Source organism: Massilia sp. BSC265, assembly GCF_000740675.1.
Classification (GTDB): domain Bacteria; phylum Pseudomonadota; class Gammaproteobacteria; order Burkholderiales; family Burkholderiaceae_D; genus Telluria.
In genome coordinates this window covers 21,983-42,632 of sequence record NZ_JPXI01000026.1, presented here as the reverse complement: position 1 = coordinate 42,632, position 20,650 = coordinate 21,983, and the positions used below count along the sequence as shown (strand labels likewise).

Below are 20,650 nucleotides of genomic sequence, written 5' to 3'. Positions count from 1 at the left end.
TCGGATGGCAAAGCCGAGGATTATAGACCCGTTTCCATAATGAAAAGAGCCCGGCAGCAGTGCTGGCCGGGCTCTTTTTCCGCGAAAGCTTACGGTTGCGGTTTCGTGTAGATCGAGATCTCCCTGGCCGGGTGGCGCACGATTTCCATCGGTAGCTGGCGTGCACGGGTGGCAGGCGGGCAGGTGCCGGTTTCGCGGTAGGCCAGCGCCGCGGCCAGCAGGCCTTCGCTGCGGTCGCCGAGCGGGCGCGAGAGGTCGTCGGCGACCTGGCAGGTCGGCGCCAGGCCGTCCGAGAAGTCGCCGAAGCCCTTGTTGTTCACGCCCTTGAACTCGATCGAGAAGTAGGTGGTACCGCAGTTCGGCACCGGCGTGAAGCCATAGGGCTTGCCGCAGGTCTGGCTGCCGATCACATCGACCTGGACGTCGGCGCCGCGCAGGCCGTTGATCACCGCCTCGCTGGCCGAGCAGGTGCCCGCGGTGGTGAGCACGGTGACCCGCTTCAGGCCCAGGTAAGGCAGCGGCGTGCCCGCACGCACCGGATTGGGCGAGTTGAAGCCGTAAGCCGTGTTCCGGAACGGGATGGCCGGCTGTTGCGGGGTCTTGTCGTTGTACTGCGGGCGCTCGAAGATCTTGCCGTTGGTCTGCTCCGGCCCGGCGACCATGTAAGACAGCTGGCTAGCGATGTACAGCAGGCCGCCGCCGTTGTAGCGCATGTCGAGCACCAGGTCGCTCACCGCGGCTTGCTTGAAGGTGGTAAAGGCATCCACCAGTTCCTTTTCCGACACCTGGTTGTGGGTCTCGAAGCTCAGGTAGCCGACCTTGCCGCTCGGGGTGTCGAGCACCTGCACGTTCTTGACCGGATCGACGCGCACTTCCGCGCCCGTCATCGACACGTCGAAGGTGGTGCTGCCGCGCTGCAGGGTGAACTGGTGCGCCACACCGGCCGTCTCGGGGAACAGGCCGGCGTTGATTCGATTGACCTGGTCGGCGCTGCCGCCGTTGACGAAGTCGACGCCGTCTACCTTGAGCAGCATGTCGCCGCGGCGCAGGCCGGCGGCATCAGCCGGAGAGCCCGGTTCCACCAGGGTGACCAGCCAGGTGCGCGGCACGGTGGCGCTGTTGCGTTTCCAGGTCACGCCATAGCCCAGGTTGATCCCGGAGCTCTGCAGCTTCTCCCACTCCTCGGTGGCGTAGGTGAAGTGGTACTTGTCCTTCGGCTGGCCCGACGGGGTCAGGGCCGAGGTCTTGAGCACGTTGAAATAGTCGATCGGGTTGCTGAAATCCGCCATCCTGTAGGTGTTGGGGATCTCGTTGTACCAGAGGTAGTACTGGTTCGACCAGGCGCGCAGGAACTTCAGCTCGTCGAGCAGCGTGCCCTGCTTGTCCGGGAAGGGCTTGCCATTGATGTCCACGCCGGTGCGCGGCTTGGCGCACAGGTTCCAATAGGTGCTGAAGGCCTCGCCCAGCAAATTTGGATTGAGGTCCTCCGGCGAGGCCGTGCCCGTCGGCGGGGTCGGGTTGGTCGGCGGGGTCGGCGTGGGCGGCTGCTGCGAGGTCTGGTCCGGGCGGGTGCCGATACCGGGCGAACCGCCACCACCGCCGCATCCGGCGAGGACGAAGGCTGCGGCGCACAGCGACGCGATCAGGCGGGGGGCGGTCGTCAAACGACCATGTGCATATGACGGTCTCATGCGATCGATTATAGACGCGCCTATCGGGCCGAAGTGCAACCAACTGTAACAGTTGGATCTGATGGACAACAAGAAATGCTAGGGAGAATTTTAAAAGAGCAAGGCCGGTTGCCCGCAATGCCTGTCAGTCAGGAAGAACTGTAGGGTGGGCGGGGTAATGCCGGGCAATGCCCGGAATTACAAACGCCCACGCGGTGATAGTTAAGATACGAAAAATCGTACGGGCTGCAGTACTGTGATTTGACCGCGTGGGCGGGAGACCCGCCCACCCTACGGATGAGCGGCGCCTCTTAAGTAACCGGCATTAGGTTTGCCCGGCCTTGTTCCCTCCTGTCGAGCGTTGCGCGTTTATGCAGCGCGCGGGGTGCCCGCGGCCGGCGCATGGAAGGCGGCGACCAGGGCCGCTTCCTTCTGCTTGGCCGCCTTCAGGTGGCGCTCCTTCACGTGGCCGTAGCCGCGGATGTCTTCCGGGATGCTGGCGATCGCCACGGCCTGGGGAAGATTCTCAGGCGATAGTTTCGGCAGCAGCGCTTCCACGGTCTGGCGGTACTGGCCGATCAAGGCACGCTCGGTGCGGCGCTCGGCGGTGTAGCCGAACACGTCGAACGGGGTGCCGCGCAGGCGTTTGAGTTTTGCCAGCACGCCGAAGGCGCCCATCATCCAGGAACCGTATTCCTTCTTCAGCGCGCGGCCTTCCTTGTCGTGCTTGGCCAGCAGCGGCGGCGCCAGGTGGAACTTCAGCTTGATGTCGCCTTCGAACATGCCCGCGATCTTGGCCTTGAACGCCGGATCGGTATGCAGGCGGGCGACTTCGTACTCGTCCTTGTAGGCCATCAGCTTGTAGAAGTAGCGCGCCACGGCTTCGGTCAGGCGGGTGCCGCGGTTGCCACCTTCCAGTTTCGCTTCCGCCGCGCGCACCTGGTCCACGAAGGCCTTGTACTTCGCGGCATAGGCGGCGTCCTGGTAGGCGGTGAGCAGTTCGACCCGGCGGGCGATGATATCGTCGAGCGTCTCGATGCGCTTGAACTCGATCACCTGGGCCGGGATGGCCAGCTTCTTCACGGCGGCCAGGTCGTGGGCGGCGCTGCGCCCCCAACCGAAGGCCGCCTTGTTGAAAGCCACCGATACGCCATTCAGTTCGATCGCCTTCAGCAGCGAGGCTTCCTGCAGCGGCACATGACCCTTCTGGAAGGCATAGCCCAGCATGAACATATTGGTCGCGATCGCGTCGCCCATCAGGGCGGTGGCAATCTTCCCGGCATCGACGAACTCGACGTTCTCCTGGCCGCAGGCCTGGACAATCGCGCCGCGCGAGCCTTCGGCCGGGAACTGCCAGTCGGGGTTCTTCACGAAGGCCGCAGTGGTGGCGCCGGTGGAGTTCACCGCGGCCCAGGTGCGGCCCTCGCCCATGCGCGAGAGCGCATCGCGGCTGGCAGTGACGATCTGGTCGCAACCGATCACCAGGTCGGCGCTGCCGGTGCCGACGCGGGTCGAGTGCAGGTCGGCCTGGTGCTCGGCCAGGCGCACGTGCGACATCACCGGGCCGCCCTTCTGGGCCAGGCCGGATTGGTCGAGCACGAGGGCACCCTTGCCTTCGACGTGGGCCGCCATCGCCAGGATCTGGCCGACAGTGACGACACCGGTGCCGCCGACACCGGCGATCAGGATGCCGAAGGGCGATTCTACCGAGGGGATGCTCGGCATCGGCAGTGCCGGCGGGGCTGCTTCAGACGTTGCTGCTTTCTTGGGCTTCTTCAGGCCGCCGCCTTCGACGGTGACGAAGCTCGGGCAGAAGCCGGAGACGCAGGAGAAATCCTTGTTGCACGAGGACTGGTTGATCTGGCGCTTGCGGCCCAGTTCCGTTTCCAGCGGCTCGACCGACAGGCAGTTCGACTGCACCGAGCAGTCGCCGCAGCCTTCGCAGACGGCTTCATTGATGACGGCGCGCTTGGCCGGGTCGGGGAATTCGCCTTTCTTCCTGCGGCGGCGTTTTTCCGAGGCACAGGTCTGGTCGTAGATCACGGCGGAGACGCCCGGCATCTCGCGCAGTTCCTTCTGCACGTCCATCAGCTCGGAGCGGTGGCGCACGGTGACGCCTTCGGCCCAGGCATAGTCGTCCGGGTATTTTTCCGGTTCGTCGGTGACGACGATGATCGGGCGCACGCCTTCGGCGGCGATCTGGCGGGTGATCATGCCCGGGTCGAGCGGGCCGTCGACGTTCTGGCCGCCGGTCATCGCGACCGCGTCGTTATAGAGAATCTTGTAAGTGATGTTGACCTTCGCGGCCACGGCCGCGCGGATCGCCAGGATGCCCGAATGGAAATAGGTGCCGTCGCCCAGGTTCACGAACACGTGCTTCTCGTCGGTGAACGGCGACTGGCCGATCCAGGTCGTGCCCTCCGCCCCCATGTGGGTGAAGGTGGAGGTCTCGCGGTCCATCCACAGCACCATGTAGTGGCAGCCGATGCCGGCCATGGCGCGCGAGCCTTCCGGCACTTTCGTGGAACTGTTGTGTGGGCAACCCGAGCAGAAGTAGGGGATGCGGTCGGTTTCCGGGTTCGCCTTGGCCGGGATGTTCTTCAGCACCAGCTCTTTCTGCTCGAGGTAGGCGATGCGCTCCTTCACGCGCTGCTCGACCGGATGGCCGGCGCAGTAGTGCGAGATGCGCGAAGCGATGGCGCGCGCGATCTGGGCCGGGTTCAGCTCGTAGGTGGCCGGCAGCAGCCAGTCGCCGTGGCCCATTCGGTCCTTGTTGCTCCACTCGCCGGTATCGTCGAACTTGCCGACCACGCGCGGACGCTCGCCGTCCGGCAGGTTGTACAGGGCTTCCTTGAGCGCGTATTCCATCACCTGGCGCTTCTCTTCGACCACCAGGATCTCGTCCAGGCCGCGCGCGAACTCGTGCACGCCTTCGGATTCGAGCGGCCAGGTCATGCCGACCTTGTACAGGCGCAGCCCGATGTCGGCGGCCGCCTTTTCGTCGATGCCGAGGTCGGCCAGGGCCTGGCGGGTGTCGAGATAGCTCTTGCCGGCCGTGATGATGCCGATCTTCGGCCGCGGGCTGTCCCAGATGATGCGGTTGAGCTTGTTAGCGCGCGCATAGGCCAGCGCGGCATACCACTTGAAGTTGCTCATGCGGACTTCCTGGTCCAGCACGGCGTCCGGCCAGCGGATGTTCAGGCCACCCGGCGGCAGTTCGAAGTCGGTCGGGAGCGCAATTTGCACGCGGTCCGGGTCGAGATCGACCACGGCGCCGGATTCGATGATGTCGGTAACGCACTTCATCGACACCCACAGGCCGGTGTAGCGGCTCATGGCCCAGGCGTGCAGGCCGTAGTCGAGGTATTCCTGCACGGACGAGGGATACAGCACCGGAATGCCGCAGTGGGTCAGGATGTGGTCGGACTGGTGGGCCGTCGAGGAGGACTTGGCCGCATGGTCGTCGCCGGCCAGCACCAAGACGCCGCCGTGCTTCGAGGAGCCCGCATTGTTACCGTGTTTGAAGACGTCGCCGCAACGGTCCACGCCCGGCCCCTTGCCGTACCACATGGCAAAGACGCCGTCGTACTTGGCGTCCTTGTACAGGTTGGTCTGCTGGGTGCCCCAGACGGCGGTGGCCGCCAGGTCTTCGTTCATGCCCGGGTGGAACTTCACGTGATGGGCGTCGAGGTGCTTCTTCGCCTTCATCGCGGTCTGGTCGACGGCGGTGACCGGCGAGCCGCGGTAGCCGGTGATGTAGCCGGCGGTGTTCAGGCCCGCCTTGACGTCGCGCTCGCGCTGGAGCATCGGCAGACGGACCAGGGCCTGCGTGCCGGTCATGAAGGCACGGCCGCGTTCGAGCGTCCACTTGTCGTCAAGGGTGATGTCGTGCTGCGGCAGCGCCAGGTTGGCGCGCTCGAGGGGTGCGTTCATGCGGTGTCTCCGGGTTGTGTACCGTTATTGTCGCCAGGATGCGGGGCGCGCCAGACTCTTGCCGGTCATTCGGTCGCGCGGGGCTTGGCTGGGCCAGCCTGATCCATCAGGCGCACAGTATATTCCTGGGCCTCCGGCATTAAATTCCAAACAATTCCCCCCGCCGAAGGATTTGCGCAATAAAATTGCTGGGTTCGCGAATCCACCGAGGAAAACATGTCAAAAATCGAGCTCGACAAGACCGACCGCAAGATCCTGGCCGTGCTGCAGACCGACGGCAGGCTGTCGAACCAGGACGTTGCCGAGCGTGTCAACCTGTCCCCTTCCCCCTGCCTGCGCCGCATCAAGCGCCTGGAAGAAGCAGGGGTAATCCGCCAGTACGTGGCCCTCGTCGATCCGGACAAGATCGGGCTCGGGCTGCTGGCCTACGTGAACGTGCGCCTGGAAAAGCACAGCGAAGTGGCCGGCGGCGCGCGCGGCGCGCCAGGGCTGCCGGCGACGTCGCCGCGCAACGACTTCGCGGTGTCGGTGGGCACGTGGCCGGAAGTGGTGGCCTGCTACGCGATGACGGGGGAAATGGATTTCCTGCTGCGCGTGCACGTGGAAGACATGGACCACTTCTCGCGCTTCATGATGGGCACGCTCCTCAAGCATCCGGCGGTGCTGGATGTGAAGTCGAGTTTTGCCTTGCAGAGGATCAAGGAGACGACAGCGTTGCCAGTGGCGGGGTAGCACTCACTTCTTCGGCGTCAGCCATTTCACCGCTGCCCGGGCATTCGCCTTCATGGTGTAATCGATCACCGCCCACTGCTCTTCCAGCGCCTCCGCCATCACGCTCGCCGGGCTCGGCGGCGGCAGCTGCAGGTAGGCGTCCGCCTCGCCGTACTCGCGCTTGATCTCCATGCCGGCCTTTTTCGCGATGTGCATCATGGTCTGGTTCGAGGTCAGGCACTGCATGTAGAGGGTGTCGACGTCGGCATTGCGGCAGTGGATCGCCGCGCGCTGGAACAGGCGCGAGCCGATGCCCTGGCCGCGCGCCGACTTCGAGACCGATACGCCGAACTCCGCCACCCGTTCCTTTTGCGTCGGCTTGCCCTTGTCGGCCTTGGCGAAGGCCAGGTGCCCCACCCCGACCAGCTGGAACACGCGGTTCACCACGCCGAACACGATGTCGTGCCGGAAATCGAGTTTGTTGACGTACTTGGTGATCGCGTCGTCCGGGATCACGCTGCCGAAGCGCAGCAGGCGGTCGTTGTCGTCCAGCCCCAGGAAGTGGCGCAGGATGCGGCGGCGGTCGCGCTCGCCCAGTTCCTTGACGAGCACGGTCGGGCGGCCATCCTTGGGGCGGCCGCCGAGGCCCTTCAGCCAGCGGAACAGGGAATTCTCGGTCATGTCATCACTCTTTTGTGCAGTGCAGCATCAGTCCGGATTGTAGCGGATTCCGTTATTGCGTGCGCTGTTGCGCCGCTTCGTGTGCCGGAACGATCCACTGCGATGCCGGACTCACCACGAACACGCCCTTCCCTGCCTGCTTGGCCTCGTACATGGCCTTGTCGGCCTCGGCCAGCAACGCGGCCGAGCCGCGTGCCGCCCCCCCGGAGCCGCGCGCGCTCGAGATGCCGATACTGGCGGAAATGCGCACCGGATTGCCGTCCGCCTCCGTCACCGACTTGATCTGGTCGAGCGCCAGCTGGGCCACGCGCAAGGCGCCTTCGCGCGACGCGACCTCTTCCAGCATGATGACGAATTCGTCGCCGCCCAGGCGTGCCAGCGCATCCTCGGCGCGCAATTTTTCCTGCACCCGGCGCGCGACCATCTGCAGCACCAGGTCGCCGGTGGCATGGCCGTAGGTGTCGTTCACCGCCTTGAAGCCGTCCAGGTCGATGAACATGACGACCACCACCGAATCGCGGCGCGTGGCGCGGGCCAGGGCCCGCTCGAGCAGGCGGGTCAGCTGGCGGTAGTTGATCAGCCCCGTGAGGCTGTCGTGCTGGGCCAGGCGTTCGAGCTGCTTCGACTGGGCCTCCAGCTCTGCGGTGCGCTCGGCGACACGGTGCTCGAGGTTCTCGTTGGCCGCCTTCAGTTGCTGGTTGACCGCGCCGATGATGCGGTAGCTGCGCCGCAGCCGCATGCCGGCATAGGCCAGCAGCATCAGGAGGATGGCCGAGTAGGCGAACAGGTAGCCGCGGTAGCGCTCGCGCACCGCCAGGGCGGCGTCAAAGGAGCGGTCGAACTCGCGGCCCAGGCGGTCGAGCGCGGTCCCCAGGGCGGTGGCGGCAATCTGGGCCTCCAGGCGGTTTTCAAGGGGCCGCTTCTCGAGGATCACGCGTGCGGCCTTGATGATCGCGTCCATCTTCTCGACCACGGCCGGGGAGAAGGCGATTTCCTGGGCCGAGATGTCGCCCAGGATCTCGTCGATGTGCGCCGCCAGCGGCGGGCTGGGCGCGACGTTGTAGCGCAGGATCTCGCTCAAGAGGTCGTTCAGGGAAGCATCCAGACGAATCACCAGGCGTGCCGGCGCCAGCGCGCCTTCGATGCCGCCCAGCTCGGTCTTGAGGTCGGCCACGGCCGGCGGCAGGAAGCCCAGGGCCTCGCGCAGCGGCGGGTTGTGGCGCGCGAACTGGGCGGTGATCAGCTCCTTGCGCTGCATGGCGTCGCGCAGCTGGGTATAGGCGCTTGCCACGGCCGGGCTGGCGGTTTCCGGCACGGCTTCGCCGAGGCGCGTCGACAGCTCGCGCATGCGCGGCAGCTGGGTGGTCAGTTGGGCGGTGGCCGGCGCGCGCCCGATGTGGGCGCGGAGGATATTCGCATCCCATTCGGCGTCGAGCTTTTCGAGCTCGCGCAGGTTGAGCATCACGTCGTTGCGGACCTCGGGATCGGTCCCTTCCGAGCGGATATAGAAAAAGGCGAGCAGCAAGGCCAGCACCAGCACCGCCAGGCCGGCAAGTTGCAGGCGGCGACGCGGTTTCAAGCTCGCTACGCGCTGCGCCAGCACGGCAACCATCTTGTCCTCCGTTACATTGTTACAAACTGCCCGTCGTTATCCAGGGAAGGATAGCAAAACCTTGCCGAACAGTCGTGCACCGTAGGGGGTGATCTAGTCCGGTGGACTAGATCACGGTCCGGTGGACTAGATCACGCGAAGCCGACCGCGCGTTCAACCAGCAGCAAGATCATCGTGCACGAGAGTGGAGCCGGCAACAATCACCGCGTGGGCGGGAGACCCGCCCACCCTACGGCTCCCTCAGCGCCGCCTTGACGGCCGACACCCGCGCCGCGTGCACGGCCTCGGGAATCTTGTCTCGCCTCTCGGCGTAGCGCGCAGCGATCTCGCCGGCATTCACGCCGCGCGCCGCATCCAGGGCACGCAGCAGCCAGGCTCGCTGCGGATACTCCTGGAAGCGCATCGGATGTTCTTCGTGTCCGCGCCCGCGCGAATCGCATTCGGAGGCAAGCAGCATCTGGGCGAAGCGCTCCGGCTTGCGGAAGGCGTCGCAGCGCTCGAACAGGGTGACGATGGTGTTGGCCCGCAGTTGCAGGGCGCGGCTGACGTTGCCGTGCTCGCGCGCCGTCATCAGGGCCAGGTCGCGGCATTCGTTGGGCACCTTCAGGCGCTTGCACACCCCTGTTACCAGCTTCATGCCGGTGAATTCGTGGCCGTGGTGGGCCGGCCAGGTCTCGCTCGGGGAGACGCCCTTGCCCAGGTCGTGCACCAGGGCAGCGAAGCGCACCTCGAGCGGATGGCGCTGCTCGGCGGCATAGTCGATCACCAGCATGATGTGCACGCCGGTGTCGACTTCCGGATGGTGCAGCGGCGGCTGCGGCACGCCCCACAGGACGTCGAGCTCGGGCAGGATGCGCGCCAGCGCGCCGCAGTCGCGCAGCACGGCGAACATGCGCGATGGACGTTCTTCCATCAGCCCGCGCGACAGCTCCTGCCAGACCCGTTCCGGCACCAGGGCGTCGACCTCCCCTGCCTCGACCATGCTGCGCATGAGCGCATTGGTGGTCTCGTGGACGCGGAAGTCCGGGAAGCGCGCGGCAAAGCGCGCCAGGCGCAGGATGCGCACCGGGTCTTCGGCGAAGGCCTCGGACACGTGGCGGAAGATGCGGTTCTTCAGGTCGGCCTGCCCGTCATAAGGGTCGATGATGCTGCCATCCATGGCGCGCGCCATGGCGTTGATGGTCAGGTCGCGCCGCACCAGGTCGTCCTCGAGGGTGACGTCGGGCGAAGTGTGGAACACGAAGCCGTGGTAGCCCGGCGCAGTCTTGCGCTCGGTGCGCGCCAGCGCGTATTCCTCGTGCGTGTCGGGATGCAGGAAGACCGGGAAATCCTTGCCGACCGGGCGGAAGCCCTGCGCCAGCATGTCTTCCGGAGTGGCGCCGACCACGACGTGGTCGCGGTCGGTGACGGGGCGCCCCAGCAGCTCGTCGCGCACGGCGCCGCCGACCACATAGCTGCGCATCGTCATTCCCCAGGCAGCTCCAGGTCATGTTGCGGGGTCGGATCGTCCTCGCGCATCGCCTCGTCGACCCAGCGCGCCACCGCCGGGTGGGCCAGCACGCGCTCGCAGTAGGCCTGCAGGGCCGGCGCCAGCGCCACGCCGTAGGTCTTGAAGCGGCACACCACCGGGGCATAGAAGGCGTCGGCAATGGAGAAGTCGCCGAACAGGAAGCTGTGGTGGCCGAAGCGCGACAGGCAGTCTTCCCAGATCTCGCAGATGCGGCCGATGTCGGCCTGGGCCCCCGGCGTGCGGCCGCGGCCCGGCAGGCGCGCCTGGATGTTCATCGACATCGCGCTGCGCAGCTCGGAAAAGCCCGAGTGCATCTCGGCCACGATCGAGCGCGCCATGGCGCGCGCGGCCACGTCCTGCGGCCACATGTGCTTGTCCGGAAACTGCTCGGCCAGATATTCGACGATGGCCAGGCTGTCCCAGATCGTCATCTCGCCGGCCAGCAGCACCGGCACCCGGCCCGCGTGCGAATAGCGGGCGATGTTGGCGGCGCTATCGGGCTTGTCGAGCAGGACGCGAATCTCGGTAAACGGAATCCCGAATGCGACCGCGGCCACCCAGGGCCGCATCGACCACGACGACACGTTCTTGTTGCCGATGACGAGGGTCAGGCCCGGCTGGCGGGCTTGCTCGAGGGTGGAAGACAGGGTCGGGTCGAGTTCGATGGTCTGCATGGTGTCCTGTGGTCGATTCGTGGTCGAAAAACTGCGCAAAAACTGAGAAATCAGCGGCCGGCGTGCTCGCGGTGGTCGTCCAGGCCCCTGGGTGTCGCCAGGTAGTGCGGCGCAGCGGCTTCGAGCGACGTCAGCTTGATTCCGAGCGCGTCCGCTGTCAAGGCTTGTGTTTGCGGACTGACCACATTATCCACCTTCATCGAATCGAGGTTGTCACGGCTGATCATCGGGTCGCCCGGCAGCATCTCGAACAGCCGGGCCTCCAGGCGCGCGGCCCAGTCGGGCAGCGCCAGCACGCGGCGTTCATGGCCGGCATAGCGCCCGGCCAGGTGGACCAGCTCGGCCAGGGTATATACCCGGGGACCGCCCAACTCGATGTCGGCGCCGCGCGTGCGCGGCTCGCGCAGCGCCAGCGCGCAGGCGGCGGCGACGTCTTTCACGTAGACCGGCTGCAGGCGCCACTGCGCACAGGCGAGCGGCATCACCGGAAGATGGCGCTGCAGGCTGGCGAACACGGTCAGGAAATGGTCGCCCGGCCCGAACACGATCGAGGGGCGGAAGATGGTGGCGGCCACCTGCGGCTCGCTGCGCGCGGCCAGTTCGCCGTCGGCCTTGGAGCGCTGGTACATCGACGCGCCGCTGTGGCTGGCGCCGAGGGCGCTCATGTGCAGGTAGCGCGGCACGCCCAGTTCGGCACAGGTACGGACGATGCGGCGCGGCAGCTCCACGTGCAGGTGCCGGAACACGGGGCCGTAGGGATCGCCGTGGCCACCGTGCAGCACGCCGACCAGGTTGATGACGGCGTCGCGCCCCCTGAGGAGGCGGCGCAGCGCGGCATCGTCGTGGATGTTGGCGACCTCCAGGTCGAGGTAGGGCAAGGTGGTGAGCTGCTTGGCGGTCTCGTAGCGCCGGGTGGGCACCGTCGTGCCGACGCCCTCCGCCGCCAGGCGCGCCAGCAGGTGGCTGCCGATGAAACCTGTCCCGCCGATGACCAATACGTTCCTGTCGCGCATGGCCTTCTCCTTCAATGAGCCTCGCCGGGCCCGTGAAAACTCAGGGAAGGATGGACGCCCTTTCGCGCGGCTGCACGGGACGCAGGCGCGTCCGGATCGACTGCGGCTTGTTCTCGAACACGGCGGCGTAGTTGGTGGCGTTGGCCAGCACGTTGCGCACATAGCCGCGGGTTTCCGAGAACGGAATCGATTCGACGAAGATGGCGCCTTCCATCGGCTGGTCCAGCAGGCCGCGCCAGGCGCGCGCACGGGAAGGCCCGGCATTGTAGGCCGCCGTGGCAAGGATTTCGTCGCCGTCGAAGTTTTCCAGCACCATGTTCATGTAATTGGCGCCGAGCGTGATATTGGTCCGCAGGTCGTTGAGCATGCTGTGCACGAAGTTGTTCATCCCGATCTTGGCCGCCACCCACTTGCCGGTGGCCGGCATCACCTGCATCAGGCCGGAGGCGCCGACGCCGGAACGCGCGTCAAGGATGAAGCGCGATTCCTGGCGGATCAGGCCGTAGACCCAGGCCTTGTCGAGGCCCAGGCCCTGCGCGGTCGGGTGCAGGAGGTCCAGGTGCGGCGCCGGGAAACGCTGTGCGTAGTCGAGCTCGGTACGCGTGCGCAGCGACGTCTCGATGGTACGGTCGAGCAGGTCGTTGCGGCGAGCGAGTTCGCCGGCGGCCAGCAACTGACGGTCAGACATGCCGCGCAGCGCCCAGTTCCATTCGCGATTGCCGTCCGCACGCAGGCCGAGGGCATAGAACTTCAGGGCGCGCTGCAGGCTCGGGTTGGCGTTGCTTGATGCCAGTTCTTCGTTGCTGATCGGCTGTGCAGGCGGCGGCGCCACCACCTGGCGGCCGAGGTCGTCCAGTGCGAGCTGGCCGTAGAAATTGTGCTGGCTAGCAATGCGCTCGAAGCCGGCATTCGCCTCCACCATCTTGCCATCGTGCTTGTCGGCGCGTGCCAGCCAGTAGACCCAGGCGCTGTCGGCGCGCAGGCTGGGCGGCATCGCCTCGATGGCGGCACGCACGGTTTTCCAGTCGCCGCGGCGCAGGGCGATGCGGGTCTTCCACTGCAGCTGTTCGTTGGTGAGCCGGATGCCGCCCGTGCGCTGCCAATAGGTGGCCGCATCGGGCGACAGGGCGATCGAGGCAGCGTGTGCGACGCTGGCCCAGCCGGTCGCGCGTTCTTCCGCGCTCAGCTGCGGGCTGTTCTTCTCCAGCGCGACCGTGGCCAGTTTGAGGCTGGTGCGCGCCATGCGGCCCACCGCCATCAGGTAGACGGCGCGCTCGGCGCGGGTCTTGCCGATGCCGCGCGCCATCGCCACCGCCGGGGTGTCCACCGCCTGGGCGGCACGGACGTCGGAGGCGCCGAGCAGCGCGGCGGCACGCCGTGCCGGGCCGGTGGCGTTGGCCTCCCCGGCCAGGCGCAGCTGCCATAGAAGGTCGTCCTCGCCGAACTGGCGGCTTTGCGCCAGCTGGGCGATCAGGGCGGAGCAGGCCTCGCCGTAGTTGGCTGGACTGAGCAGGACCCCGCGCGCTTCCTGCGCCACCGCTTCGCCGCGGCTGGCCCGCGCCAGCAGGCCATGGCAGCGCAGTTGCAGGTTGCTGCCGGCCAGTTGGCCGACTTCGCGCTCGAACGTGGCCCAGTCGCGCCGCCGGCCCAGGTCCAGCAGCCACTCGCTGCGCATCAGCTCGGCGGCAGCCGTGCCCTCGTGCCGGCGCAGCACCTCGCGGACTTCCTCGGCCGTGGCGTCGCGGCCTATTCTGGGTTTCAGACGATAATAGTCGACATAGGACGCCAGCGGATAATTGGGCGGCAGGCGCGATGCCAGGGCATTGGTGCGCGCGGCGTCGTTCTGGCGCGCAGCCTCGCGCAGCAACATGAAGGTGTCGTCGTCGGCCCGGTTGTCAGGCGCTCCGGGCGCGGCAGGCGCGCTTGGCACCGTCGGCGCGCCGGCCGGCACCGGCGGAACGACCTGGGTACTGGGCGCGGCCTGGGGCGCGGTTTCGGCGTGGACTATGCTGGAAGGCAGCGTCCATAATGCAAATACAAGGGCAAGGGCGACCGGCAGCGAGCCGGTTGTCAAACTCAATTGAAACATCCACAACTCTCAATGTACGCTGCATTCAAACCATGACCGGCGAATCAAGAATACCATGTGCCCCCGGGCTCCTGCCAGACGCTGGCGCAAGCGCCATGCCCGATAAGCCACAGTTGCGCCGGACGCTCAAGGAGCGGCGCCGCGCCATCGACCACGACACGAAACGCGCCTGGGACGACCGCATCGGGGAGCGCGTGCTCGCACGGGTGTTGCCTTGGCTGCGGACCAATCCCGGGAAAGCGCTGGGCGTCTACTGGCCGCTCGCGGGCGAACCCGACCTGCGTCCAGCCTACGCGGAATTGGCGGAGGCAGGCGTACGGCTGGCCTTGCCCGTCGTGCTGGCACGCGATACGGCGCTCGGATGGGCCGAGTGGGTGCCGGGCGAGCCGACCGTAGCGGACAGCCTGGGCGTGGCGGTGCCGGCCGCGTTGCGGATGGTGGACAGGCCGGATGCGCTCTTGGTGCCCTGCCTGGGTTTCGATGCGCGCGGCTACCGGCTGGGGTATGGGGGCGGGTTTTATGACAGGACGCTGGCGGCGGAGCCGCGTCCGAGGACACTGGGCATCGCATATGCGTGCCAACTGGCGGAATTCGAGATCGGGGAATATGACATTCCGCTCGATGAGATCGTCACTGAACTGGAATAAATTTCGGCGCAGCCAAATCGTAGGGGTGGGCGGCTCCCCCCGAGCGGGCGAGCAGCCTTCACTTTGATGCCGCCCACCCTACGGGGCGCGGTCGATCCAGCACCGCGTCCGTCATGCCAATTACTTCACCAGCCGTTGCCAGATCGCGGTCGTCGCCACGGCCTGGTTCATGCTGTAGAAATGCAGCCCCGGCGCGCCGCCGGCCAGCAGGCGTTCGCACAGGCCGGTGACCACGTCCAGGCCGAAAGCCTTGATCGAGGCGGTATCGTCGCCGAAGCTGGCCAGCTTGTTGCGCACCCAGCGCGGGATCTCGGCGCCGCACATGTCCGAGAAGCGCATCAGCTGCGTGTAGTTGGTGATCGGCATGATGCCCGGCACCACCGGCACGTCCACGCCCAGCTTGCGGGCGTTATCGACGAAGTCGAAGTAGGCGTCCGCGTTGTAGAAATACTGGGTGATCGCGGCATTCGCGCCAGCTTGCACCTTCCGCGCGAAGGCCTGCAGGTCGTCCTGGGGAGAACGGGCTTGCGGGTGCATTTCCGGATAGGCCGCCACTTCGATGTGGAACCAGTCGCCGGTTTCCTTGCGGATAAACTCGACCAGCTCGTTGGCATAGCGGAACTCGCCGCCGCCGCCGTAGCCGCTCGGCAGGTCGCCGCGCAGCGCCACCACGCGGCGGATGCCGTTGTCCTGGAACTGCTGCAGGATCGCGCGCAGCGATTCGCGGCTGCCGCCGACGCAGGACAGGTGCGGGGCAGCTTCGTGGCCCGCGGATTTGATCTCGAGCACGGTTTGCAGCGTGCCCTGCTGGGTGGTGCCGCCCGCACCGAAGGTCACCGAGAAGTACTTGGGCTGCAGCTCGGCCAGCTTCTGGCGCACGACGCGCAGCTTCTCGGCGCCTTCCTCGGTCTTCGGGGGGAAGAACTCGATACTGAAATTAGGAGTTTCCATCGTTGTCCTTGAGGAGCAAGGTAGAAAGCGCCCACGAAATGATGCTGTACAGGATGGCTGCCAGGAAGGCGGACCAGAAGCCGGTCACTTCGAAACCCTCGATCCAGCGCGACACCAGCCAGAACAGGAAGGCGTTGATGACGAGGATAAACAGGCCCAGCGACACCACGGTCACGGGCAGGGTGAGGAGCACCAGGATCGGGCGGATCAGGGTATTGACCAGCCCGAGCACGAGGGCCGCGATCAGCGCCGTCGTGAAATTGGAGACCGCCACGGAAGACATCAGGAACGGCAGGGCCATCAGGGCCACGGCATTGATCAGCCAGGTAATGAGCAAGCGCATCGCATCGACTTTCGTGGTACGCGGGCATTCCCACCGCTTGCATGGAGAAGAACGCCCGGCTGTTGAAAAAACGGGCGCTGGTTCGTATGAAACGCAGCGCCCGCCTGCCTACCTACCGATTAGTAACGGTAGTGGTCCGGCTTGTACGGACCTTCCTTCTGCACCGAGATGTAGGCGGCCTGCTCGTCGGTCAGCGTGGTCAGCTGGGCGTTGAGCTTCTTGAGCTGCAGGCGGGCGACCTTTTCGTCCAGATGCTTCGGCAGGGTGTACACGCCGACCGGGTATTTGTCGGTGTTGGCGAACAGTTCGATCTGGGCGATGGTCTGGTTCGCGAACGACGAGCTCATCACGTACGACGGGTGGCCGGTGCCGCAGCCCAGGTTCACCAGGCGGCCTTCGGCCAGCAGGATGATGCGCTTGCCATCCGGGAAGATCACGTGGTCGACCTGCGGCTTGATGTTTTCCCACTCGTACTTCTTGAGCGCGGCGACTTCGATCTCGTTGTCGAAGTGGCCGATGTTGCAGACGATGGCCTGGTCCTTCATCTTGAGCATGTGCTCTTCGGTGATGACGTGGTAGTTGCCGGTGCAGGTAACAAAAATGTCACCGTGTTCGGCAGCGTAGTCCATGGTCACGACGCGGTAGCCTTCCATCGCGGCCTGCAGTGCGCAGATCGGGTCGATCTCGGTGACCCACACCTGCGCCGACAGCGCGCGCATGGCCTGGGCCGAGCCCTTGCCCACGTCGCCGTAGCCGGCGATGACGGCGATCTTGCCGGCGATCATGACGTCGGTGGCGCGCTTGATGCCGTCCACCAGCGATTCGCGGCAGCCATACAGGTTGTCGAACTTCGACTTGGTGACGGAGTCGTTGACGTTGATCGCCGGGAAGGCCAGCTTGCCTTCCTGGTGCATCTGGTACAGGCGGTGCACGCCGGTGGTGGTCTCTTCGGTCACGCCCTTGATGGCCGGCAGGCGCTTCGAGTACCACTGCGGGTCACGCGCCAGGCGGCCCTTGATGGCGTTGAACAGGCAGATTTCTTCTTCCGAACCCGGCTTGTCCAGCACCGAGATGTCCTTCTCCGCGCGCACGCCCAGGTGCAGCAGCAGGGTGGCGTCGCCGCCGTCGTCCAGGATCATGTTGGCGTGGTTGTCACCCGGCCATTCGAAGATGCGGTGGGTGTACTCCCAGTACTCGTCCAGGGTTTCGCCCTTGATGGCGAACACCGGGGTGCCGACCGACGCGATGGCGGCGGCGGCGTGGTCCTGGGTCGAGTAGATATTGCACGATGCCCAGCGCACTTGCGCGCCGAGGGCTTCCAGGGTGCGGATCAGGACCGCGGTCTGGATGGTCATGTGCAGCGAACCGGCGATGCGCGCGCCCTTCAGCGGCTGGCTTGCTGCGTATTCCTCGCGGATCGCCATCAGGCCCGGCATTTCGGTTTCTGCAATGCGGATTTCCTTCTCGCCCCAGGATGCCAGGGAGATGTCGGCGACAAGGTAATCGGGAGTTTCTTTGAGTACGGCGCTCATCACGCCCTCCTTTCAATGGTTGAAAAAAGTAACGTGAGCGCGGTTGCTGATATCCGAGCCTGGCGAAGATGGGAATCTTCGTCGCAACGCTCCTCGGAATCGGTGAGTTTACCACGAGTGGCGGCGCCTGTGGGCCGCCACTGTTGTTCACCTGCCCCACCCGCAACCGTGAGGCGCGGGCGGAGAGGCCTGGCCGCAGGCCAGGCCGGCTTAGGCCAGGCCGGCTTCGGCGCGCAGCAGCGCCGCCTTGTCGGTGCGCTCCCAGGTGAACTCCGGCTCTTCGCGGCCGAAGTGGCCGTAGGCGGCGGTCTTGGCGTAGATCGGGCGCAGCAGGTCGAGCATCTGGACGATGCCCTTCGGGCGCAGGTCGAAGTGCTCCATGACCAGCTGGGCGATCTTCTCGTCGGAGATGACGCCGGTGCCTTCGGTGTACACGGTGATGTTGATCGGACGGGCCACGCCGATCGCGTAGCTGACCTGCACCTGGCACTGGCGCGCCAGGCCGGCGGCCACGATGTTCTTGGCGACGTAGCGTGCGGCGTAGGCTGCCGAGCGGTCGACCTTGGACGGATCCTTGCCCGAGAACGCGCCGCCGCCGTGCGGCGCTGCGCCGCCGTAGGTGTCGACGATGATCTTGCGGCCGGTCAGGCCGCAGTCGCCCTGCGGGCCGCCGATGACGAAGCGGCCGGTCGGGTTGACCAGGAACTTGGTGCCTTCCAGCCATTCGCGCGGCAGGACCGGCTTGATGATCTCTTCGATGACGGCTTCTTCGATCTGCGAGTGCGAGATTTCCGGTGCGTGCTGGGTCGACAGCACCACGGTGTCGACCGACACCGGGCGGCCGTCGACGTAGCGCAGGGTGACCTGCGACTTGGCGTCCGGGCGCAGCCATGGCAGGCGGCCATCCTTGCGCAGTTGCGACTGGCGCTCGACCAGGCGGTGCGAGTAGTAAATGGCGGCCGGCATCAGTTCCGGGGTCTCGTCGCAGGCATAGCCGAACATCAGGCCCTGGTCGCCCGCGCCCTGGTCGAGGTCGAGGCCCGCGCCTTCGTCCACGCCCTGGGCGATGTCCGGCGACTGCTTGTCGTAGCAGACCATCACGGCGCAGCCACGATAGTCGATGCCGAAGTCGGTGTTGTCGTAGCCGATGCGCTTGATGGTATTGCGCGCCACCTGGATGTAGTCGACGTTGGCGTGGGTGGTGATTTCACCCGCCAGCACCACCAGGCCGGTGTTGCACAGGGTTTCGGCAGCGACGCGCGCGCGCGGATCCTGTTCCAGGATGGCGTCGAGGATGCTGTCGGAAATCTGGTCGGCGACCTTGTCGGGATGGCCTTCCGAAACCGATTCGGAAGTGAAGAGGTAGTCGTTGGACATGTAGGCTCCATTTTACTGCTGTGTTAAGTACGTGCCGCAGCAAACGGTTGCCTGCGACGCTTTAGCGACATTTATATTCCGCTTCGCAAGTTGTCTATTAACTCGGCGGATCCTGCATAAAGTGGTATTTTACGCTTCCTTCGAGAATTTTGCTCTACCGAGCAGCGCTCTTTCAACCCTGGTCAATCGCATGTTAGTTCTTTTATTTCGTGCACTATCGGTATTTCCATTGCCGTTTTTGCATGCCCTCGGCGCGGCCCTCGGCTGGCTCGTCTATGGCTTTTCGCCCTCCTATCGCCGGCGCCTGCGCGCCAACCTGGCCCAGGCCGGCTATGAACGGCACCTGGATGCCGCCGTCGCCGAAGCCGGCAAGGCCATCATCGAACTGGCCTTCGTCTGGTGCGCCGATCCCAAGCGCGTCGCCCGCCATGCCAGTGTCGAGGGATGGGAACTGGTGCAGCAGCGCCTGGATGCCGGAAAGGGCATCGTGTTCCTGACGCCACACCTGGGCTGCTTCGAGATGACGGCCCAGCAGATCGCGCTGCAGACCGCACTGACCGTCATGTACCGCCCGCCGCGCAAGAGCGCCCTGAAACCCCTGGTCGAAGGCGCCCGTGCGCGCCACAACCTCAAACTGGCGCCGGCTACCCTGGCCGGCGTGCGCGTGCTGGCCAAGACCCTCAAGGGCGGCGAGCCGATCGGCCTGCTGCCCGACCAGGTGCCACAGGAAGGCGAAGGCGTGTGGGCGCCGTGGTTCGGCCGCACCGCCTACACCATGACCCTGCCCGCCAAGCTGGCGCAGTTGGGCAAGGCCGACATCCTGCTGGTCTACGCCGAGCGCCTGTCGCGCGGCCGCGGCTACGTGGTGCGCTTCGTGCCCTTCGAGGGCAGCCTGGAAGGCAGCGCGGCGGACCAGGCGGCGTCCATCAACCGCGCCATGGAGCAACTGATCGCCCGCTGCCCGGCGCAGTACTTCTGGAGCTACAACCGCTACAAGCAGCCGGAAGGCGTGGCCGGCCCGGAAAGCGAGGTTGCAGCATGAGGATCCTGCTCGGACTCCTGTGGCTGCTGCACTTCCTGCCGCTGCCCATCCTGGGACGCCTGGGTGAAGCCGTCGGCAGCCTGATGTTCCGCATCATGGGCAAGCGCCGCCGCATCACGCTCACCAACCTGCGCCTGTGCATGCCCGAAAAATCGGAGAGCGAACGTGACGCGATCGCGAAGCAGCACTTCCGCGCCTACGCGCGCAGCATCGTCGAACGTTCGATCCTGTGGTGGGCGCCGGAGGCGCGCGTGCGCCGCTATATCCAGGTCGAGCCGGCGGTGCCGCAGGCCGCGATGGAGGCGGGCCCGACCATCCTGCTGTGTCCGCACTTCGTCTGCCTCGACGTGGCCGGCGTCGCAGCACGCGTGATCCCGGTGTGCAGCATGTACGTGCCGCAAAAGAACGAAGCCTTCGACAAACTGCTGCGTCACGGCCGCGAGCGCTACGGGCCGGTGCGCCTGGTGACGCGCAAGGAAGGCATCAAGCCGATCCTGCGCGCGCTGCGCGACGGCCTGCCCTACTTCATGCTGCCTGACATGGACTTCGGCGAAAAAGATGCCGAGTTCGTGCCCTTCTTCGGCATCCCGGCCGCCACCCTCACGGCGCTGGGCCGCATCGCCGCCGCCACCGGCGCCAAGGTGATCCCGGTGGTCGCCACCTACCTGCCGAACTACCAGGGCTGGCGTGTGCGTTTCTATCCGGCGTGGGAGAATTACCCGGGCGACGACATGGTCGAGGCGACCCGCCGCATGAATGCCTTCATCGAGGAGCGCGTGCGCGAGGCGCCGGCCGAATACTTCTGGACCCATAAACGCTTCAAGACCCGGCCGCCGGGCGAGCCGTCGTTCTACGACTGATTAAG

At 66.1% G+C, this 20,650-nt stretch carries 16 protein-coding genes and 1 riboswitch; of the genes, 4 read left to right on the top strand and 12 right to left on the bottom strand.

Going from position 1 to position 20,650, the window contains the following annotated elements; all coding sequences use genetic code 11:
- Positions 1-89: 89 nt before the first annotated feature.
- Positions 90-1,664: a S41 family peptidase gene (locus MA09_RS06750; protein ID WP_229440584.1), complete on the bottom strand. Its 1,575-nt coding sequence runs from the start codon at positions 1,662-1,664 to the stop codon at positions 90-92.
- A 375-nt stretch (positions 1,665-2,039) separates the two neighbouring features.
- Positions 2,040-5,603: an indolepyruvate ferredoxin oxidoreductase family protein gene (locus tag MA09_RS06745; RefSeq protein WP_036246407.1), complete on the bottom strand. Its 3,564-nt coding sequence runs from the start codon at positions 5,601-5,603 to the stop codon at positions 2,040-2,042.
- Between the two features lie 216 nt (positions 5,604-5,819).
- On the opposite strand from MA09_RS06745, the gene MA09_RS06740 reads away from it, so the two are divergent.
- Positions 5,820-6,335, top strand: coding sequence for an Lrp/AsnC family transcriptional regulator (locus MA09_RS06740; RefSeq protein ID WP_036246406.1), 516 nt, complete (start codon positions 5,820-5,822; stop codon positions 6,333-6,335).
- A 3-nt stretch (positions 6,336-6,338) separates the two neighbouring features.
- Here the strand turns inward: MA09_RS06740 and MA09_RS06735 are convergent, their stop codons facing one another.
- The 6 genes from MA09_RS06735 to MA09_RS06710 form a co-directional block, all read right to left on the bottom strand.
- Positions 6,339-6,995, bottom strand: a complete 657-nt coding sequence (locus MA09_RS06735; protein WP_036246405.1) for a GNAT family N-acetyltransferase — start codon at positions 6,993-6,995, stop codon at positions 6,339-6,341.
- 52 nt (positions 6,996-7,047) lie between these two features.
- Positions 7,048-8,607 (bottom strand): diguanylate cyclase, encoded by a 1,560-nt coding sequence (locus tag MA09_RS06730; RefSeq protein WP_051933223.1) that lies wholly within the window; start codon positions 8,605-8,607, stop codon positions 7,048-7,050.
- Positions 8,608-8,836: 229 nt separating this feature from the next.
- Entirely contained in the window at positions 8,837-10,069 is a 1,233-nt protein-coding gene (locus tag MA09_RS06725; RefSeq protein WP_036246440.1) for a multifunctional CCA addition/repair protein, read from the bottom strand.
- A gap of 2 nt (positions 10,070-10,071) precedes the next feature.
- Positions 10,072-10,791 (bottom strand): glutathione S-transferase family protein, encoded by a 720-nt coding sequence (locus MA09_RS06720; protein WP_036246404.1) that lies wholly within the window; start codon positions 10,789-10,791, stop codon positions 10,072-10,074.
- Between the two features lie 50 nt (positions 10,792-10,841).
- Entirely contained in the window at positions 10,842-11,804 is a 963-nt protein-coding gene (locus MA09_RS06715; protein WP_036246403.1) for a complex I NDUFA9 subunit family protein, read from the bottom strand.
- Positions 11,805-11,844: 40 nt separating this feature from the next.
- Positions 11,845-13,884, bottom strand: coding sequence for a lytic transglycosylase domain-containing protein (locus tag MA09_RS06710; protein ID WP_229440582.1), 2,040 nt, complete (start codon positions 13,882-13,884; stop codon positions 11,845-11,847).
- A 104-nt stretch (positions 13,885-13,988) separates the two neighbouring features.
- Between MA09_RS06710 and MA09_RS06705 the strand changes: the two genes are divergently transcribed.
- Positions 13,989-14,540: a 5-formyltetrahydrofolate cyclo-ligase gene (locus MA09_RS06705; RefSeq protein ID WP_036246402.1), complete on the top strand. Its 552-nt coding sequence runs from the start codon at positions 13,989-13,991 to the stop codon at positions 14,538-14,540.
- Positions 14,541-14,660: 120 nt separating this feature from the next.
- Here MA09_RS06705 and metF read toward each other — a convergent pair whose 3' ends face one another.
- The 4 genes from metF to metK all read right to left on the bottom strand — a co-directional run bounded on the left by metF (position 14,661) and on the right by metK (position 18,743).
- Positions 14,661-15,491: a methylenetetrahydrofolate reductase [NAD(P)H] gene (metF, locus tag MA09_RS06700; protein ID WP_036246401.1), complete on the bottom strand. Its 831-nt coding sequence runs from the start codon at positions 15,489-15,491 to the stop codon at positions 14,661-14,663.
- Positions 15,478-15,834: a phage holin family protein gene (locus tag MA09_RS06695; RefSeq protein WP_036246400.1), complete on the bottom strand. Its 357-nt coding sequence runs from the start codon at positions 15,832-15,834 to the stop codon at positions 15,478-15,480. Before MA09_RS06695 ends, metF begins: the two co-directional genes overlap by 14 nt.
- Before the next feature lie 119 nt (positions 15,835-15,953).
- A complete protein-coding gene (ahcY, locus tag MA09_RS06690) occupies positions 15,954-17,366 on the bottom strand; it encodes an adenosylhomocysteinase (protein ID WP_036246399.1) in 1,413 nt (470 codons plus the stop codon).
- A 28-nt stretch (positions 17,367-17,394) separates the two neighbouring features.
- Positions 17,395-17,467, bottom strand: a riboswitch (S-adenosyl-L-homocysteine riboswitch).
- Positions 17,468-17,576: 109 nt separating this feature from the next.
- Positions 17,577-18,743, bottom strand: coding sequence for a methionine adenosyltransferase (metK, locus tag MA09_RS06685; RefSeq protein WP_036246398.1), 1,167 nt, complete (start codon positions 18,741-18,743; stop codon positions 17,577-17,579).
- A 178-nt stretch (positions 18,744-18,921) separates the two neighbouring features.
- Here metK and MA09_RS06680 point away from each other — a divergent pair, with 178 nt between their 5' ends.
- On the top strand, positions 18,922-19,785 hold the full coding sequence (locus tag MA09_RS06680; protein ID WP_267872577.1) for a lysophospholipid acyltransferase family protein: 864 nt from the start codon (positions 18,922-18,924) through the stop codon (positions 19,783-19,785).
- Entirely contained in the window at positions 19,782-20,645 is an 864-nt protein-coding gene (locus MA09_RS06675) for a lipid A biosynthesis acyltransferase (protein ID WP_036246396.1), read from the top strand. The genes MA09_RS06680 and MA09_RS06675 overlap by 4 nt, the downstream gene beginning before the upstream one ends.
- Positions 20,646-20,650: the final 5 nt, after the last annotated feature.

Bases quoted from the DNA above. Each gene is read 5' to 3' on its own strand.
- MA09_RS06745 (WP_036246407.1), bottom strand. From the start codon at position 5,603: ATGAACGCACCCCTCGAGCGCGCCAACCTGGCGCTGCCGCAGCACGAC.
- MA09_RS06740 (WP_036246406.1), top strand. From the start codon at position 5,820: ATGTCAAAAATCGAGCTCGACAAGACCGACCGCAAGATCCTGGCCGTG.
- MA09_RS06735 (WP_036246405.1), bottom strand. From the start codon at position 6,995: ATGACCGAGAATTCCCTGTTCCGCTGGCTGAAGGGCCTCGGCGGCCGC.
- MA09_RS06730 (WP_051933223.1), bottom strand. From the start codon at position 8,607: ATGGTTGCCGTGCTGGCGCAGCGCGTAGCGAGCTTGAAACCGCGTCGC.
- MA09_RS06725 (WP_036246440.1), bottom strand. From the start codon at position 10,069: ATGCGCAGCTATGTGGTCGGCGGCGCCGTGCGCGACGAGCTGCTGGGG.
- MA09_RS06720 (WP_036246404.1), bottom strand. From the start codon at position 10,791: ATGCAGACCATCGAACTCGACCCGACCCTGTCTTCCACCCTCGAGCAA.
- MA09_RS06715 (WP_036246403.1), bottom strand. From the start codon at position 11,804: ATGCGCGACAGGAACGTATTGGTCATCGGCGGGACAGGTTTCATCGGC.
- MA09_RS06705 (WP_036246402.1), top strand. From the start codon at position 13,989: ATGCCCGATAAGCCACAGTTGCGCCGGACGCTCAAGGAGCGGCGCCGC.
- metF (WP_036246401.1), bottom strand. From the start codon at position 15,491: ATGGAAACTCCTAATTTCAGTATCGAGTTCTTCCCCCCGAAGACCGAG.
- MA09_RS06695 (WP_036246400.1), bottom strand. From the start codon at position 15,834: ATGCGCTTGCTCATTACCTGGCTGATCAATGCCGTGGCCCTGATGGCC.
- ahcY (WP_036246399.1), bottom strand. From the start codon at position 17,366: ATGAGCGCCGTACTCAAAGAAACTCCCGATTACCTTGTCGCCGACATC.
- metK (WP_036246398.1), bottom strand. From the start codon at position 18,743: ATGTCCAACGACTACCTCTTCACTTCCGAATCGGTTTCGGAAGGCCAT.
- MA09_RS06675 (WP_036246396.1), top strand. From the start codon at position 19,782: ATGAGGATCCTGCTCGGACTCCTGTGGCTGCTGCACTTCCTGCCGCTG.